The organism is Pseudosulfitobacter sp. SM2401 (assembly GCF_042932805.1).
Classification (GTDB): domain Bacteria; phylum Pseudomonadota; class Alphaproteobacteria; order Rhodobacterales; family Rhodobacteraceae; genus Ascidiaceihabitans.
Genome location: NZ_CP170633.1, coordinates 672135 through 689008, shown reverse-complemented (window position 1 = coordinate 689008; position 16874 = coordinate 672135). Strand labels below are relative to the sequence as shown.

The following is a 16874-nucleotide window of genomic DNA, read 5'->3' as shown; positions in this document are numbered from 1 at the left end:
GCAGCAGTTAACGTAAAGGAAACATCTACACGCATGAGTTGCTATCGAAATTTGGGATTTGTCAAAAATAGGCTATTTCTTGCGATTTACTGCCTAAACCTGCCGACAGCTACGTTATGGAACGGCTTTCAGGCAATCAACGGTCAAACTTTCAAAAGCCCCGGCGTGGTGATCCTGCAATATCATCTGGTCTTTGACGAGGTTATGGCAAAGATTGAGACGGACGCAGAATGAAAAAGCTTACCGCCCACGATCACACCGCCGCCTTGTCCCGTATTGCCGCCGCCTCATACATTGGCGTTTGCACTACCACGCTTGATAAACTTGTGGACGCGGGCGCAATTAAGCCGCCGCGTATGATAGGTACAGTCAAGCGGTATCGCCATGTGGACCTTGATGAAGTGTTATCAGCGGCCCCTTTCGCGGACGGGGGCGACGGCGAGGTGCCGCCGCTCAACCCATTTGATATTCGACTAGGCGTCTATGATGCGTAAGAATCCGTTTCCCGGAGTTACTCGCGTATCACATCGGCATGGTAAGCCCCGTTTTCGATTCAGGCATAACCGCGAGAGCCGACATTCAAACAACCGTGAACCGCGAATTTTTCTGCACCGCCGCAAGGCGGCTCTGAGCCCACTTTGACCAATGCTGCAACGCGTTCGAATGTCTGCTGTTGGGAGCGATATGCAAAATATACCTCGCTCGTATCTCGGTTAGCTAACCCAGTTGAACTTGGCTGCTTCTTCGAACACCGCCCAGAGCTTTCCCATGACAGCCTTGTTGCTGGCATGGGGATCTAGTGTCCTTTGCCGACCGGACCTTGGGTGTGCGTGGGTCAGTTTTAATTGAAAGTTCCAATAAAGGTGCAAAGTGATGACATGGTAAACACACTGGCGATCTGTGAATGCGCAGTCTGGAGGCGGTAAATGCGCCGCCCCCAAAAACTTCTCACCTTACTCGAAGTGACCGATGTCGCTGCGGGTGATAACAAACTTCATTAAGGGTGCCCTGCCCTGTGAGGTCTCACCAAAAGCGCGGATATAGCCCAGATCTTTAGTCATCCTCGTTTTTCCATGGGAGGAGTTTGATGCCATTTCGGTGAGATGGCCCTGGTGGTTTCTCATGACATTGGCGAACCAAGGTTGCGTCCATATTCTACAGTTCTCGGCCTCTCCGGCGCTTACCGAAATTTGCCAGACACAAGGCTCGTCGTGGCCGTCTATATTGTAGAAGAGTGAGCCAATGGCACCGCGCCCCCAACCGGCTCCGCCCCAAAGAAAGACTGACCATTGACCCGGATCAATCCGCGCGTCCGGCTCGTTCTTGTAGGGCTTAGCCCCGCTGGCGCCCCAGATGCTGCGGTAGTTCAGCGGGTTGTCGGAGCCATTATAGATCATCATCATGATCGCAATGCCGTTGCCATAATCCTTTGCCATCCCATAGACTTTTTCGGAGGCAGCTTGTTCGGAATCGCTTTGTTGATTCATCGCCTGCTTTGCCATGGCTTGGTTGGCAGCAAGCAACTGTTCCGGCTTTGTATCATTAGGGTCCCGGATGCCGAATTCTCTTTTTAGGTAGGATCCGATGAATTGTTCGCGATCAATTGCTGTTCCGTATCTCATGGTTTTTCCTGTCTATAGTTGTTGGTAAAATCGTTTATCCAGCCATGCCTCGCGCCATGGATCTTGCCATTGGCAAACCCATGGAGCGAGACATCGGGGCGGCCATAAGGCGGGCCATGGCGGACGTGTCGCCAGTAAGGTTGAATATCAGGTCGAAGAGGAAGTTGAAGGATTCGACCGCGGCGTAAGTGACCGCAATCACAAGGCCTGCTGCCGCGATGGCGATGGCCACTGGCGGAACCTCTCCGGTGACGCCTGCGGCGGCGAATATCGTCGCCAGCGCAGTCCCGATCCCAGCCTGAACGGTGGCCGATCCAACGACAGCGCCGACAGCGAGGCCAATGCCCAGAGCCGCCGCACCCTTGGCCAGCACCTCGCCCCAATGTTCGCTTTGCGCGATGGATGCAATAACGACGCCCACAACGGCAAGAGCTGTCACGGCAGGGCCCAGGTATTTCGCGATGCGCCCGAAGAACGTCGCTATTTTCCCACCCTCGCCCCAGAACTTGCTGGCTTTCATCGCAGTCAGGACGTCGTCAATTTCGTCCTGACCGTAGACCATCATGTCATCCAATGTCGCAAAGCCGCCCTTTGTGCCAAGCGTCGACATCTCAACCGCGAGATGGCCCGCCAGATCGGTATAGGCCCGAGGGCGTGCAGCGATATCTCTAAGGGCCTCTGCCGCGTCGTGGGCCTTAGCCACAAATTCCGTGACCGCGTCATAGATCTTAGACTCCGAAAGGCCGCTGAGCTGATCGATATCTGTCGCCCGCTGTTTGGCTGCGCCGCGAAGGCCCACCAGTTTTCCGGCCCGCATATGTGGGGCCACCGCGTCGATCATGATGAAGTCGATGGCGGCAGCAATGGTTACGCGGTTCGCCTCCCACGCGGGCATCGCGGCGGGATTTGACGGGGCATCCTTTTCAAGACTGTCCACCAAGTCCATCGCGGTATCGTAAGACGCCTCGATCTGGTCGGAGGCGGCGGATTTCCCAGCGTAGTCAGGCCAGACGACGGCGTTGAACGCATTGAGATCATCGCCGTACAGATCCCTAATTTTTAGCCGGAGGTCTGCAATGAGTTTAACTGTATTCAAATCGGACAAATTAATAACTTCCAAATCAACATTCCCCAAGTGGCATGCCACTTGATGCCAAGATCACCTGATTTCGCTTATACGCAAAGGAGACGTGTAATGTCGGGCTGTGTCTATATCCCATATGGGACATAAAACGCGATTTCTTTAACTTTATGCGGACACTTCTTAGAACGCAGTTTCAGGTGATCGGCGCTTTTGGACGGATGTTTGACGTTGCTCTTGGTAGAGTTAGATCAAAAAATTCCGCCTTCTCATTTCACCAGAAAGCGTTCAACCAAATCAAACACATCATCCGGATGCTGGAAAAATAACCACTGACCCGCCTCTGGGTAAATATGAAAATCGATCCAAGCGTGCCTTTCCTGATTTTCGGCAACTGTATCAGCGTGCATGGACGGATCTTTCAATCCATTTAAAGAATGATAGGGCACGCCGTCCGCTTTTAACCGAGGCAAAAGGGTCAATTGTTCTGGATCATGGTAAGATAGGCATTGCAATATAAAAGCTTCATGCGCGCTGTGTTGATCTGACAAACCAACATCGCTGCCCTCAAGAACCGCGGCGCGCACGTCGGGGTTTTCGAACAACTTCAAATCATGTGGCGCGTTTTTGAAGATCAGCTTGATCATCACCTCTTTGCCCGTTTTGCGAATGAAAGCGAAGCTGGCCTTAGCGACAAAGGGCAGCAAACGCGGGAAATAGCGGGCGGTCGAATGCATCAGCCTATGTGTCGCATGTTGCCGCGCGGCTTGATCGTCATTTTCGAATGGAAAACAGCCGCTAGTGGCGATGATGGCCTTCACCGAGCCAGGGCGCAAAATGTGCATATAGGCGGGAAAGGCATTGTCGGCGGCTATAGAAATGACCGGAAGGGAAGTGATGCCTTCATGGTCCATTACGGTAAGCAAATCCTGCGCAACCTGTTTTGAAAAGCTGGCGTTCTTCGGCACAGGGTCAGAGTTTCCAAACCCTGCGCGGATGGGCGAGATAACCCGCATCCCACGCCTGCGGGCGTTGTCTTCGACAAATTGCGGTAGCCGTGTGAGGCCAAGTTCGGTTTGCAGATAGATGACTGGTGCACCTTCCGGGTCACCAAGGATCAGATAGTCCAGATTGCGCCCGTCTGGGCCGGTAACGCTGTTTACAGGTACATGGGGAAGGCTGGTTGGCGCGGATTTGCGTTGCAACGCGCTGTAAATAGCCTTGTCATCATCGAAGGCAGCCACTTGCATGATGGACATCGCCAGCCGAACCAACTCCGCCTGATTGCGCGATCCGGTCTTGGCGAAAATACTTTTGACTTGATTGCGGATGGTGCCTTCGGAACGTCCACGACTGTGCGCGATTTCCGTTATGTTTTGGCAATCCACGATCAATCGAACAATTTCGCATTCGGCAGAAGTTAGGCCGTAGGCCCTGTGCAACCATTCCTGATATTCGTTTGGCCAATGCACGTTCGAGGACACGGCAGCCAAAAAAGTGCGATCTTCATGAGATACGACTCGGATTTGGAGAATGATCAGTCGCTGACCATCTTGATGTCTAACCCGCAGGAACGATTGTGTATCCTGACCTTGAGCCAATAGCTTGTTGGCGTGCTGCAACAATGGCGGGATGTCCTCTGGTAGGATCGGCAAATCGGAAATCAGATCACCCGGTTTCAACGAAAACGATTGTTGAGCGGCACCAGAGCCTGAGACAATTTTTAATTGATCATCGAATAGCAAAACGTTTGTATTCGAAAGCGCGCCGGTTTGATCGAGGTGTTCGGATAATTGTGTGTCTGGCATGTGCGAAGAGATATGGGCCAGAATGCCCTCGGCTCTTTCAAAATGCGACGCAAAGTAATTTTCCAGATCCGTGTTGTCTGAGTCCTCGATTTTCGGCCAGATCCATTGTTCGAACGCAGTAGTTAGGGTTTGGAAAGAAGCAGGGTCGGCTGAGACATCGTATACGACGTTCAAAAGGTCTTCTGTTGAAGCGCTGTCTATTGCAACTTGATCCATCTATGCACGTTTAGTGTATTGTTAAACGGTTGTCATGGTGAAGATAAAATGTGCCAAGAGCCGTTGCGCTGAGGGTTCGTTTTGTCCTGTGTGGATGTCGAACTAATAGAAATACTCTTCAGGGATTGAATGTCTGCTTCGAGGAAGCTGCACTGCGGCGTGGTTTGGTGCATTAGTGCTTTTGGAACTGATGTTTCCCAAGCAACAAGCGGCGCCGACCCGCGCGCTGCCAATCTGATGCTGTCCCTGCCTGATGCATTCAGCGACTGCCCTGCTGGGTATAGATTGCGCAGCGACATCGAGCTGCGACGCTTTCAGGAAGTCGACCCTTGGGGAACGTGGAAATTGCCACTTCGCTGGTGTGACGCAACGTCCAACACTGGCTCTAATGGCCCCAATACTTAGGTGAAATCGTAATGATGAATGGTTCAACCTGCCCGTCTGGGTTCCAAAAAGCGGATGGAAGCGATGGAAGCATCGTCAGTATAACCGGCAATGAGAGTTTGTTCTCAGTTATCAGCAATAATTACGGTGGAAACGGACGGGACCATTTTGCGTTGCCGGACATGTACGAGATATTCGAAGGAGTGCCGGGAACGGTCTGGTGCATTGCCATGACAGGAGAGTACCCTTCGCCGTCATAACAATCCGCTGCGCAAAAAATGGTTGTGCAAGGCGTTACACTAAAGTTGTGAAAATGGGGCCCCAAGGCTTGTTCATCGCGCTCCTGACCAGAGCGGTTATGACTGACGCGGAATGGTTAGAATCCCGTAATTTGGAACATGCAACGGCGTGCAATACAACAGCGCCGGACGGCAGTTTGATCAACCGCGATTGTTGATACATTGACTGGCACTTAAGCATCCAGAAAAGAACAGCGTATCTTGTCAGCCAGCACCGTGCTAGCGTGCGGTTCTGGCGACCAATTCCGGTAGGCTGGAATAGTCGAGGTCCTAAGAACAAGTCCTGCTAAGGGACAATTGCTTGTGCTGGCCACGGACCCTATGCCTTTTCTGATAGACGAGAATATCTCGGCAAAAACAATAGGAATGGACCCACAATGGAAGACCTACCGATTTGGGTGAAGCTCATCATATTCGTGGTGTTTGTGATCGTGCCTTTGCTTTTGCTTTGGGCGGGTGTGACCGTGATTAGAACCGCTTTGAAGTTCAGCAAAGGCGCCGAGCGTGTCATGGGCACCATCGTTTCCATCAGACAGGAATACACGTCGGGCACAGATGATATGCCGAGCAGATATACCTACTACCCGACTTATGAGTATAAAGGGTCGGACGGCGTGAAATATCAAGGAGAGACGGCCGCGGGGGCGACGAACTGGAATTATCCGATCGGGCGACAAGATGAAGTTTTGGCAAACCCAAATGATCGAACCGCAGTCCGCTATCCGGGACCAGGTCATTTCATCATGGGTGGCGTCATTTTAGCATTTGCGACCGTTTTCCTTGGAACTGGCGCTTATATGCTAATTTTCGATCGCTTCTGACGTGTAACGCTTGCGTCCTGTCTTCTCTCAAACGATTCCCAAGTTCAGTTGAGGTTTGGCACCAAGACAAGCCAACCTTGAAACATTGGAATTTTCCACCCTTTCCATAGAAAGATTGTAACGACTGAAGTCGTCATAGTAAGTGCAAATGAGTATGAACGCACACCCACCATCGTCGCCACTTGCTTCACCGATAGGTATCGGTATGCGCAAATGAACCGAAGTATGGCGACGGTTCGTTTTGAGGTGCCCCTAGTTTCCTAGACGCCTGCCTTGTTCATTTTTCTTTGTTCTGTTTCATAGTCAACTGGCGACAGCATGCCGTTGTTGGTGTGCTTGCGGGTCGGGTTGTAGAACATCTCGATGTAGTCGAACACGTCCTGTCTTGCTGCGTCGCGTGTGACATATGTCCGCCGCCTGACGCGTTCCCGTTTCAAAAGCTGGAAGAAGCTTTCAGCCACCGCATTGTCATGGCAGTTCCCACGTCTGCTCATGCTGGCATCCAGATTGTGTTTGTCCAGGAACGATTGCCACTCTTTGCCCGTGAACTGCGATCCTTGATCAGAATGGATCATCACCTTGGTCTTTGGTTTGCGCCGCCAAACAGCAGCTAACAGAGCCTGAAGAGCGAGATCTGTCGTCATGCGCGATTGCATGGACCAAGCGCCCTCACCCCAAAGACCCATGGGGCGTCCGCATCAATATCGGCTCAAGGCACCTCGCGTTGTATGGACTAGGCCGTGCCAAGGCGCATGTTGAGGACACGCTGGCCGCTTGGGGTATCCGCTTCCAAGCCGATGACGTCAGTATCGCCCGCGTCGATTTCTGCGTTGATGTGTTTGCACCGTCGTTCACGTTACAACCGGAACATTTTGTCATGCACAGTGGCACCGGTCGGCGTGATTACATCACCGACACGGACAAAGCCGTGAACGGCAAGTCAGGGCGCACCACATCCGTCACCTTGGGCAAAATGCCAAACCGCCAAGTCATTGTGTACGACAAACGCGCCGAAGTGATTGCGCGCTCCAAAACCTATTGGTGGGCGATCTGGAACGATACGTTACGTAAGCAAAACCTGCCGCCCCTACGTTATGTAACAGTACGTAGGGAGAGTGGGCCTGACGCCTCCCCCGTTACGTTACCTTATGTAGAGAACGCGGATCATTTCATCGACGCCACACAGCCGGACATAAGCCGTGTATGGCGGGTCGAATTTCGGGCGGGCAAAGACTACCTAAAGGACACATGGGGCATCCGCACATGGGGGCAGTTGTTCGATCTATTTGGCGATCTTGTCCGACAAACGGGCGAAACCGTGCGCTACACCGCCCCCAACAGTGACCCCAATCGTAGCCGTTGGCCGAACCATCTGATTTGGGCAAAGGTGATTGCTGAAATGAACGATGACTTACTGGAAATGCACAGTGGGGCTGATCCAAACCCGATAAAAGAGATCCACAAAGAAACACACATTTCCGTTCTTATCCGCAACATTTTGGGAACCAGTATCTCACTGGCCGCGTTGAATGGTGTGGACATTGAGGGAATTGGCGATTTCTTCGACAAGACCGGAAATGACCTGAAATGTCTGGCAATGAGCAATATGACAAAGACGGAAAAACAACTAAATGACGCAAAAGATCGGTATGTTTTTCTGAATGGGACAAAAGGTACCAAATAGTATGTAAAAGCACACATTGCATGGTTTTTACTATGCTATTGGGTGCTTTTACGTTCCTTTTACGGACATGGTTTTCCACCAATACATCGGAAATGTCCGGTTTTTCCCACAACGGCGTCTGAAGTGCGCCTAACTTCAAATCAACTATCTGTTTAATCAGCCTAGACCATCCCACAACGCCTCCATACAAAGAACTTGCACGTATGGGGTGAATGATGAGCCAACGCTTAATAAACAGATATCTTGCTGACTTGGACGAATACCGCAAAGTCAGCGGCTCCCTTACCGAAGGCGTCATTAGCGAAGCATTCAAAGACCTGCTCAAGGCGTGGGCCAAGTCCGACAATCTGACGTTCATCAACCAATACCCGATGCAATCCAGCCTCAAGAAACCCATCAGGCCAGATGGCGCAATCCTGCACGATGTGCGTGTGCCACTGGGATATTGGGAAGCCAAAGACACCGACGATGATCTGGATGCGGAAATCGACGCAAAACTGCGCACAGGCTACCCCCAAGACAATATCATTTTCGAGGACTCGAAAACCGCCGTCCTTTGGCAAGATCGCAATGAAATTTTCCGCTGCGACATGACAGACACCGACGGGCTGGAACAACTTCTAAACCTGTTCTTTGGTTACCAACGGCCCGAAATTGCGCAATTCCGCAGTGCTGTGGAACAATTCAAAACCGACTTACCTGCGGTGCTGGACGCCCTGCGCGACAAGATCGACACTGCATACAAAAGCAACGCTACGTTCAAACCCGCTGCCAAGAAATTCCTCGACCACGCCCGCGAAACCATCAACCCGACGCTGGGGCGCGATGATGTACGCGAAATGCTGATCCAGCACATCCTGACGGAAGAAATCTTTGCTCGCGTATTTGACGAGGCAGATTTTCACCGCGATAACAACGTCGCCAAGCTGCTGTATGAACTTGAAGGGGCGTTCTTTACCGGACAGGTCAAGAAATCCACTCTCAAGGCGCTGCAACCCTACTACGCGGCAATCAACGCCAACGCCGCGCAAATCACGAGCCACACGGAAAAGCAGACCTTTCTCAAGGTGATCTACGAGAACTTTTACAAGGTCTATAACCCCGACGCTGCCGACCGTCTGGGCGTGGTCTATACCCCCAATGAAATCGTCAAATTCATGATCGAAGGGGCCGACTGGCTGACCGACAAACACTTTGACAAACGGCTGATTGATGAAGGCGTCGAAATCCTTGACCCCGCAACAGGCACTGGCACCTATATTTGCGAGCTGATCGAGTACTTTCGGGGGCAACCCGAAAAGCTGAGGCATAAATACACCGAAGAACTGCACGCGAATGAGGTCGCAATCCTGCCATACTACGTGGCGAACTTGAATATCGAAGCGACCTATCAAGCGGTATCGGGTCAATATGCGGAATACCCGAACTTGTGTTTTGTGGACACGCTGGACAACATTGGCGGCTTGGGTATCAAATCGGGGCACCAGTTTGATATGTTCGCGTCCGTGTCGGATGAAAACGTCGCGCGGGTGAAACGCCAGAACAAACGCAAGATTTCCGTGGTGATCGGCAACCCGCCCTACAATGCCAACCAGCAAAACGAGAACGACAACAACAAAAACCGCACCTACCCCCACATTGACGACCTGATAAAACGCAGTTTTGTGAAAATGTCCACGGCGCAGAAAACCAAAGTCTACGACATGTATGCGCGGTTTTTCCGCTGGGCGTCGGACCGTTTGCACGATGACGGGGTGATTGCCTTTGTCACCAACCGCAGTTTTATCGACAGTCGCACCTTTGACGGGTTCCGCAAATATGTAGCGGAGGAGTTTGACGAGATTTATCTGGTCGATCTGGGCGGTGACGTGCGCGCCAATCCTAAATTATCAGGAACCAAGAACAACGTCTTTGGCATCCAGACGGGCGTGGCGATTTCATTCTTTGTGCGCAAGCAACTGGGCAAACGCAAAAAACGCGATTGCAAAATTCACTATGTGCGGCGGCCAGAGTTGGAGACGGCGGACGACAAACTGTCGTGGCTGAGTGCCGTGAAAGCGTCGGATGCAAAGTACGAGGTGGTGACGCCAGACGACAAAGCCAACTGGATCAACCAGACCGTAAATGACTGGGATGATCTGCTGCCTGTCGCGGATAAGAAGACCAAGGCGGCAAAGGTGAAATCGCAGGAGCGGGCGATATTTAAACGATATGTGAGTGGAATTAAGACAAACAGAGACGAATGGAGTTACTCTTTTGATAAGAAAACCCTCAGTCAAAAGTATGATTATTTTCGCGAAATTTATGACGCCCAAAAATCCGAAAACTTCGACGGACGTATAAAATGGTCGCGTGATCTAAAGAACAAATGGCGCGGTAAAGTGAAGTTAACATCCCGTCCACTAATTACTACTTCGATGTGGCGACCATTCGTGACACGTGCATTCATCTGGTCCAAGCCAATGAATGACATTTTCTATGAAGAACACGTCAAACTATTTGGCGGCAATGGCAACACAAATACACCCTATTTTTCCATTAGCGGCACATCAGCGGCCAAACCATTTCAAGTCTTGGCTGGAGAGTCAGCACGTGACTATGAAGCGGTTGAAAAAAACAATCTGCTTCCTTGTTTCTTTCATGGCGAGAATGGCCAACGTATCGACAACATCACCGATTGGGCGCTCAATAAATTCACCAAACACTACGGCAAGGCAGCGAAAATCACCAAGGATGACATCTTTGCCTATGTTTACGCCGTCCTGCACGACCCCATCTACCGCGACACCTACGCGATCAACCTGAAACGCGAATTCCCTCGCATCCCGTTTTATCCCGATTTCCACCAATGGCGAGATTGGGGGCAACGCTTGCTGGACCTTCACATCGGCTATGAAACCGTCAAACCGTGGAAATTGAAACGCAACGATATCGAGGACGAAAAAGCCACCAAGGCAGGCCTGTCCCCCAAAGTGGCGCTAAAGGCCGACAAAGACGCAGGCACCATCACGCTGGACAGTGTTACCACTCTGTCGGGCATCCCGCCCCAGTGCTGGGATTACAAACTTGGCAACCGCTCCGGCCTTGAATGGATCCTCGATCAATACAAAGAAAAGACGCCCCGCGATCCCACGATCCGCGAAAAATTCAACACCTACCGCTTTGCCGATTACAAAGACCAGGTGATCGACCTGCTGGTGCGCGTCACCCGCGTCAGTGTCGAAACGATAGAGGTCACCGAAGCCATGCGCGCCGCCAATCGTGCCACAACTGAAGACACAGCAGATGGCTAACGTCACCGCCCCCACCCCGCCCGTTGAATACGTCAAAGCGTGGAACAGGCTATTGAATGATATGGGTCCGGAAACTGTCCGCATGCGGCTTTGCAATGGCGGGGTACGGTTGGGTGACAATGTTTTTGTGTCGTTTGCGACTGTATCAGTCAACGGCCAACGCGTGACGCCCAAACGTCCTTTTGTGGAACAATGGCTTTCAGCTCAAGATCGAAAATCTAGGCGCAGAGCATCCATGCAAAACATTCTGGTTTGGATCGGCGCACTTGCCGCAGTGATCGGTGCAGCTACTGGCCTAGCATCTGTGTTTGGGTAATCCGCACTCACGGCGTCCACCAATAACCGTCAACTGATATTCTGCAAAAATTTCACAATGTGATTCCCACGATACAGAAATTTGGCAAGATCAATCGGCTTCCGATAAGCTTCCGGATTTTTCGCCCAAAATATTATCGCAACGCAGCACCCCTTAAGGTGCTGATTTTATTAGGTAAATGGTGCCCCCACACCGCATGGCATTCCAGTCTCAGCAGGCCCGATGTAATGCCATATCTGTTTGGAAAAAATGGATTTTCCTGACCCAATGCTCTCAGGGAAACTTGCGACGTCGCAGCAAATCCCATATTCTGTGGGGGATAATCTGGGGGATATAACCTTGGGGAACCTAACAGCCCTTTTCATCAAATCCGCGCCACCCGGCAAGCATGAGGATGGCGATGGGCTGCGCCTGATCAAGCGCAAGGATGGCGGCGGTCAATGGGTCTTCCGCTATACCCTTTACGGGCGACGCCGAGAAATGGGTCTCGGCGGCCTGAAGGCTCTCTCCCTGAAGGATGCTCGCGACGTCGCCTCCGAGTATCGAACTATGGTCGCAAAAGGCAAGGACCCCATTGAGCATCGGCGCAGGCAACGCCAAGACGCCATGCGCAACCGCCACCTCCTAAGGGAAGTCGCGTTGGACGCCTTCGAGAGCCGCAAGGCCGACCTTAAGGGGGACGGGACTGCGGGACGATGGTATAGCCCGTTGGAACATCACGTGTTGCCCAAACTTGGACGCATGCCCGTCACCGAGATCACCCAAAGCGATATCCGGGACGCCTTGGCCCCGATCTGGCATGCCAAGGCTGCAACTGCCTCGAAGGCCGCCAATCGCCTCAAGATCGTTCTGGATCACGCAGCCGCTCTGGGCCTCGATGTCGATTTGCAGGCGGTCGCCAAGGCGAAGCAGCTCTTGGGTCGGCAACGGCATCAGGTGACGTCGATCCCAAGCATGCCATGGGAGGACGTGCCTGCGTTCTACGCCTCCATTGAGGAGCCAACGATCACGCATCTCGCGCTGCGACTGCTCATCCTTACAGGGCTTCGCTCGCGGCCCGTGCGGTTTACGCGGCTGGAAGAAATCGACGGCGATATCTGGACCGTGCCCGCGAACAACATGAAGGCACGCCTCGGCGCGGCGGAGGACTTCCGCGTCCCTCTCAGCGAAGAGGCACAACGTGTTATCGAGCTCGCCCGTCCCTACGAGCGCGACGGGTATCTGTTTCCCTCTGTCCGCAAGGGCGTCATCAGTGACGCAACCATGGCGCGGCTGATGGAACGCAGGGAGCTTGAGGCCCGCCCGCATGGCTTCAGAACAAGCCTGCGCACTTGGCTCGCAGACCAGACGGACGCGTCACATGAGGTCGCCGAGATGGTGCTGGCACATGTCTCAGACAGCAAGGTCGTACGGACTTATCGCAAGACCGACTTCCTGGATCAGAGGCGGCCATTGATGGAGAGGTGGGCAAAGATTTGCACGGGGCAATGCCCCTAACATGTCGCTGGCCGCTGACTTCTGGACCACTACCGGCCCAAGGGCCCATCTCTTTTCTGAGCGTCTTCGAACGCTTTCCTCCCCTTCTCGGCCCAAACTACTCGTGCATGATCGCCTTGTTCGCCCTTGAGCTTTTCTGCCATCCAGAGCAGCGCGCCGTAAATCATAGCGCGGTCATCGCCGGTGAGGTCTACAATCCCTGCTTTGACGACGAGTCCACCCAATTCGATCAGATGCCGTGTGCGTTTGCGGCGTTCGACCTGCCAGTTGCGCATGTCATGCCGCGCCCGGGCGGCCTGATGCCGATGGCGCGCCGCCAGATTGCGCCGCAGCGCTTTTTGCGTCGCGGTCAGCTGTTTTTGCAGGTTTCCGCGACCGGCGCTGAAAGAACGCAGCCCCGCGTTTTGACCAAGCCTCCCTTTTTGCAGTATCAGTTGTCTCGGCCAGCACGATCAACGCACCGGCGAGTTCCTCTGCACTGAATGCATCGGCTCCAGTGGCGACGACGAGCTCGCCAAGCTGTTGCACCTTGCGGGTTTTCAGCTCTTTCGTCTTCAGCTCCAGCGCCTTCAATTCCGCGTCGTAATCCCGTGGTTTGCGCATTGCATCCTCCATAACGTTTTGATGCAGAGAGGATAGCGGGGCATCTTGCAGAAGGCAGCAGAGTCGCCAGGACGGCCGGGGACGCGCCGGTCCTTCCCGAGATTTTATTGAGGGAGGGCGCGCTTATACGTCGTTCCGACGTGGGCGTTTTTGTGTAGATGATTGCGCCATCATGGCAATCTATCATCTCCACGTGAAAGTCATCGGGCGCGCAGCTGGTTCCAGCGCGGTGGCGTCCGCTGCCTATCGCGCGGCATCGCGGCTGCGTGACGACCGGATCGAACGGAGCCATGACTTCACGGCCAAGCGCGGTGTCGTGCATTCCGAAGTGCTGCTACCGGAGACCGCGCCCGATGCGTGGAGCGACCGGGAGCAGCTCTGGAACGCGGTCGAAGCGGTCGAGGTCAGGCGCGATGCGCAGCTGGCCCGGGAGGTAGAGTTCGCCATTCCGCGCGAGATGAGTAAGGCAGAGGGCATCGCGCTCGCCCGCGACTTCGTGCAGTCAGAGTTCGTTGATCAAGGCATGATCGCTGATCTCAATGTGCATTGGGACAGGGGTGCGGATGGACTGCCCAAACCACATGCCCATGTCATGCTGACGATGCGGTCTGTCGATGAAGATGGGTTTGGCAAAAAGGTGCGCGACTGGAACAGCACCGGGATGGTCGAGCGTTGGAGGGAACGCTGGGCGACGCTTGCCAACGAGCGGTTGGCTGAACTCGACATCGACGCACGCATCGATCACAGGAGTCTGGAAGACCAAGGCATCGCGCTGGAGCCGCAAAGCCAGATCGGCGCGCCCGCGCAGCGTATCGCGGGCGAAGGGAGCCCTGCCGACCGGACCGAACTGCATCGTGAGATCGCACGCGACAACGGAGCGAGTATCATCGCGGAACCTTCGCTTGCACTGGACGCGATTACCCATCAGCAATCTACCTTCACGCAGCGCGACATGGCACGCTTCGCCCATCGGCACAGCGACAGCGTGGAACAGTTCAATGCAGTGACCAGCGCAATCCGAAGCGCGCCCGATCTGGTTGGGCTTGGCCAGGATGGGTGCGGCGAGGACCGTTTCACCACCCGCACGATGATCGAGGCCGAACAGCGCCTGCATCGGGCCGCCAAAGTCTTGGCCGAGAAGGAACGTCACGACGTGCGGGATGCGGATCGCAAAGCAGCCTTGGCGCGTGCGGAAGCGCGCGGTCTGGTTCTGTCGCGCGAGCAAGCTGACGCTCTGACACAGATCACCACCGGGCGCGATCTGGGCATTGTCGTCGGCCATGCCGGGACGGGAAAGAGCGCGATGCTCGGGGTGGCGCGTGAGGCCTGGGAAGCGGCGGGGTATCGGGTGCGCGGCGCAGCCCTGTCCGGCATCGCGGCAGACGGCCTCCAGAGCGGATCGGGTATCGCGTCGCGGACCATCGCCAGCCTGGAACACGGTTGGGCGCAGAACCGCGACCGGCTCACCGCGCGCGATTTGCTGGTTATCGATGAGGCCGGCATGGTCGGCACGCGGCAACTTGAACGGGTCCTGTCCAATGCCGCCGGTGCTGGAGCCAAAGTTGTCCTAGTCGGCGATCAGCAGCAGCTGCAATCCATCGAGGCGGGCGCTGCTTTCCGGTCTCTTCAAGAGCGACATGGAGGAGCGAAGATCGGAGAGGTCCGCCGTCAGCGCGAAGATTGGCAGCGTGACGCCACCCGCGATCTGGCGACCGGCCGGACCGGGGCGGCAATTGATGCCTACGACAACCATGGCATGGCGCATGGCGCTGCGACCCGCGACGAAGCGCGCGTCGATCTGATCGACCGCTGGGACCGCGACCGTCAGGCGGCACCTGATCAGGGCCGGATCATCCTGACCCACACCAACGCCGAAGTGCGCTTGCTCAATGAGTTGGCGCGGCAGCGGAAACGCGCGGCGGGCGATCTGGGCGAGGACGCCTCCTTGACGGTCGAGCGGGGTGACCGTTGCTTTGCCAGCGGCGATCGGGTGATGTTCCTGCAGAATGACCGCGGCCTTGGGGTGAAGAACGGCACGCTCGGGATCATCCATGAGGCCAGCGCGCAGTCTATGTCCGTCCAGACCGACGACGGGCGCGACATTGCCTTCGACCTCAAGGACTACAAACACCTCGACCATGGCTATGCCGCGACCATCCACAAGGCCCAGGGCATGACGGTGGACCGAACCCATGTTCTCGCGACGCCGGGCCTGGACGCCCATGGCAGCTACGTCGCCCTGTCGCGGCATCGGGACGGACTAAACCTGCACTACGGTCGCGACGACTTCTCCTCGCAGGATCGGCTGATCCACACCCTGTCCCGCGACCGGGCCAAGGACATGGCGCTCGACTACGCCAAGGCCGATCCGGCGCAGGACTTTGCCGAGCGGCGCGGGATCACGTTCCAGAAACGTGTCATTGAGGTCCTGCGCAAGATCGTGCCCGAGAGACTCCGAGATAGGATTGATGGGTCGCGCCCTGCCAAAGACGGCGCGCTTGGCTCCGATGTTGCGCAGGGGCCGGGAAGGGAAGAGGCAAGAAAGGATATCCGTCCCAGCGTGGATGCGCTGCAAAAGACCTTCGCGGACGACCCGGAAGCGGCAAGCCGAAAAGCCCGCACCGCAGCCCTCAAACGCCATGCCCGCGCGGTGGATGCGGTCCTCACGGCTCAGAAGCGGGGCGGCCCGGGCACACCCGACGAGTTGCATAACCTCTCTGAGTCCCGCGCGGCGTTCGAGGAGGTGCGGCCTTACGGATGGCGCGATGCCGAAGCAGCCTATGCCAAGGACCCGACCCTAGCATCCGAGGCCGGATCGGGTCAGGTCAATCGAACCATCCGGGCGCTTCAACTTGAGACGCAGCTGCGTACCGCTCCGGAGCGCAGGGCCGCACAGTTTGTGGAACGCTGGCAAAAGCTCCACCGGACCAGCCTGAAGCACTACCGGTCGGGGACGATGTCCGATTACCGGGCGACACGCGCGGAGATGGGCGAGATGGCGAAGAGCCTCCAACGCGATCCGCAGCTGGAATCCCTTCTTGCAAACCGCAAGGCCGAGCTGGGCATCCGGATGGACTCGGGTCGCCGACTCGGTGCGGAATTGGCTTATTGTCACGGCATCGACATCACCCGGGGACGCGGACTCGGGCTCTGACACCCGTCCGATCTGCCGCCCATTCCACGCCCTGCTGCGACGATGAGCCGGGCGCTCTTGCGCGGTCAAAAATGGTGTGGGCTGACTGGTTCAGGA

General features: G+C 55.1%; 12 protein-coding genes and 1 pseudogene. 7 read left to right on the top strand and 6 right to left on the bottom strand.

Annotated elements, in window-relative coordinates; genetic code table 11:
- Nucleotides 1-230 precede the first annotated feature (230 nt).
- Nucleotides 231-494: a hypothetical protein gene (locus ACFIO0_RS03525; RefSeq protein ID WP_390913640.1), complete on the top strand. Its 264-nt coding sequence runs from the start codon at nucleotides 231-233 to the stop codon at nucleotides 492-494.
- Between the two features lie 459 nt (nucleotides 495-953).
- Here the strand turns inward: ACFIO0_RS03525 and ACFIO0_RS03520 are convergent, their stop codons facing one another.
- From ACFIO0_RS03520 to ACFIO0_RS03510, 3 genes are all read right to left on the bottom strand, one after another.
- Nucleotides 954-1622, bottom strand: coding sequence for a hypothetical protein (locus ACFIO0_RS03520; RefSeq protein WP_390913639.1), 669 nt, complete (start codon nucleotides 1620-1622; stop codon nucleotides 954-956).
- A 34-nt stretch (nucleotides 1623-1656) separates the two neighbouring features.
- Nucleotides 1657-2718, bottom strand: coding sequence for a hypothetical protein (locus ACFIO0_RS03515; RefSeq protein WP_390913637.1), 1062 nt, complete (start codon nucleotides 2716-2718; stop codon nucleotides 1657-1659).
- Between the two features lie 254 nt (nucleotides 2719-2972).
- Entirely contained in the window at nucleotides 2973-4727 is a 1755-nt protein-coding gene (locus tag ACFIO0_RS03510; RefSeq protein ID WP_390913635.1) for a hypothetical protein, read from the bottom strand.
- Between the two features lie 416 nt (nucleotides 4728-5143).
- On the opposite strand from ACFIO0_RS03510, the gene ACFIO0_RS03505 reads away from it, so the two are divergent.
- Complete coding sequence (locus tag ACFIO0_RS03505) at nucleotides 5144-5371, top strand: tail fiber protein (RefSeq protein ID WP_390913633.1); 228 nt, start codon at nucleotides 5144-5146, stop codon at nucleotides 5369-5371.
- Between the two features lie 416 nt (nucleotides 5372-5787).
- Nucleotides 5788-6231 (top strand): DUF3592 domain-containing protein, encoded by a 444-nt coding sequence (locus tag ACFIO0_RS03500; protein WP_390913631.1) that lies wholly within the window; start codon nucleotides 5788-5790, stop codon nucleotides 6229-6231.
- Between the two features lie 260 nt (nucleotides 6232-6491).
- Here ACFIO0_RS03500 and ACFIO0_RS03495 read toward each other — a convergent pair.
- A pseudogene (locus ACFIO0_RS03495) lies at nucleotides 6492-6893 on the bottom strand (IS3 family transposase); the annotation flags it as partial.
- A gap of 62 nt (nucleotides 6894-6955) precedes the next feature.
- Here ACFIO0_RS03495 and ACFIO0_RS03490 point away from each other — a divergent pair.
- The 3 genes from ACFIO0_RS03490 to ACFIO0_RS03480 all read left to right on the top strand — a co-directional run bounded on the left by ACFIO0_RS03490 (nucleotide 6956) and on the right by ACFIO0_RS03480 (nucleotide 13021).
- Complete coding sequence (locus ACFIO0_RS03490; RefSeq protein ID WP_390913629.1) at nucleotides 6956-7915, top strand: hypothetical protein; 960 nt, start codon at nucleotides 6956-6958, stop codon at nucleotides 7913-7915.
- Nucleotides 7916-8130: 215 nt separating this feature from the next.
- Nucleotides 8131-11208, top strand: a complete 3078-nt coding sequence (locus ACFIO0_RS03485) for a type ISP restriction/modification enzyme (protein WP_390913627.1) — start codon at nucleotides 8131-8133, stop codon at nucleotides 11206-11208.
- A 640-nt stretch (nucleotides 11209-11848) separates the two neighbouring features.
- A complete protein-coding gene (locus ACFIO0_RS03480) occupies nucleotides 11849-13021 on the top strand; it encodes an integrase arm-type DNA-binding domain-containing protein (RefSeq protein ID WP_390915278.1) in 1173 nt (390 codons plus the stop codon).
- A 29-nt stretch (nucleotides 13022-13050) separates the two neighbouring features.
- On the opposite strand, the gene ACFIO0_RS03475 is transcribed toward ACFIO0_RS03480, so the two are convergent.
- Complete coding sequence (locus ACFIO0_RS03475) at nucleotides 13051-13296, bottom strand: conjugal transfer protein TraD (protein WP_390913625.1); 246 nt, start codon at nucleotides 13294-13296, stop codon at nucleotides 13051-13053.
- A gap of 1 nt (nucleotide 13297) precedes the next feature.
- On the bottom strand, nucleotides 13298-13624 hold the full coding sequence (locus ACFIO0_RS03470; protein ID WP_390913623.1) for a conjugal transfer protein TraD: 327 nt from the start codon (nucleotides 13622-13624) through the stop codon (nucleotides 13298-13300).
- 172 nt (nucleotides 13625-13796) lie between these two features.
- Here ACFIO0_RS03470 and traA point away from each other — a divergent pair, with 172 nt between their 5' ends.
- A complete protein-coding gene (traA, locus tag ACFIO0_RS03465; protein ID WP_390913621.1) occupies nucleotides 13797-16778 on the top strand; it encodes a Ti-type conjugative transfer relaxase TraA in 2982 nt (993 codons plus the stop codon).
- Nucleotides 16779-16874: the final 96 nt, after the last annotated feature.

Excerpts from the sequence above, each read along its gene's own strand:
- ACFIO0_RS03475 (WP_390913625.1), bottom strand. The coding sequence starts at position 13,296 with ATGCGCAACTGGCAGGTCGAACGCCGCAAACGCACACGGCATCTGATC.
- ACFIO0_RS03505 (WP_390913633.1), top strand. The coding sequence starts at position 5,144 with ATGATGAATGGTTCAACCTGCCCGTCTGGGTTCCAAAAAGCGGATGGA.
- traA (WP_390913621.1), top strand. The coding sequence starts at position 13,797 with ATGGCAATCTATCATCTCCACGTGAAAGTCATCGGGCGCGCAGCTGGT.
- ACFIO0_RS03525 (WP_390913640.1), top strand. The coding sequence starts at position 231 with ATGAAAAAGCTTACCGCCCACGATCACACCGCCGCCTTGTCCCGTATT.
- ACFIO0_RS03470 (WP_390913623.1), bottom strand. The coding sequence starts at position 13,624 with ATGCGCAAACCACGGGATTACGACGCGGAATTGAAGGCGCTGGAGCTG.
- ACFIO0_RS03500 (WP_390913631.1), top strand. The coding sequence starts at position 5,788 with ATGGAAGACCTACCGATTTGGGTGAAGCTCATCATATTCGTGGTGTTT.
- ACFIO0_RS03520 (WP_390913639.1), bottom strand. The coding sequence starts at position 1,622 with ATGAGATACGGAACAGCAATTGATCGCGAACAATTCATCGGATCCTAC.
- ACFIO0_RS03485 (WP_390913627.1), top strand. The coding sequence starts at position 8,131 with ATGAGCCAACGCTTAATAAACAGATATCTTGCTGACTTGGACGAATAC.
- ACFIO0_RS03510 (WP_390913635.1), bottom strand. The coding sequence starts at position 4,727 with ATGGATCAAGTTGCAATAGACAGCGCTTCAACAGAAGACCTTTTGAAC.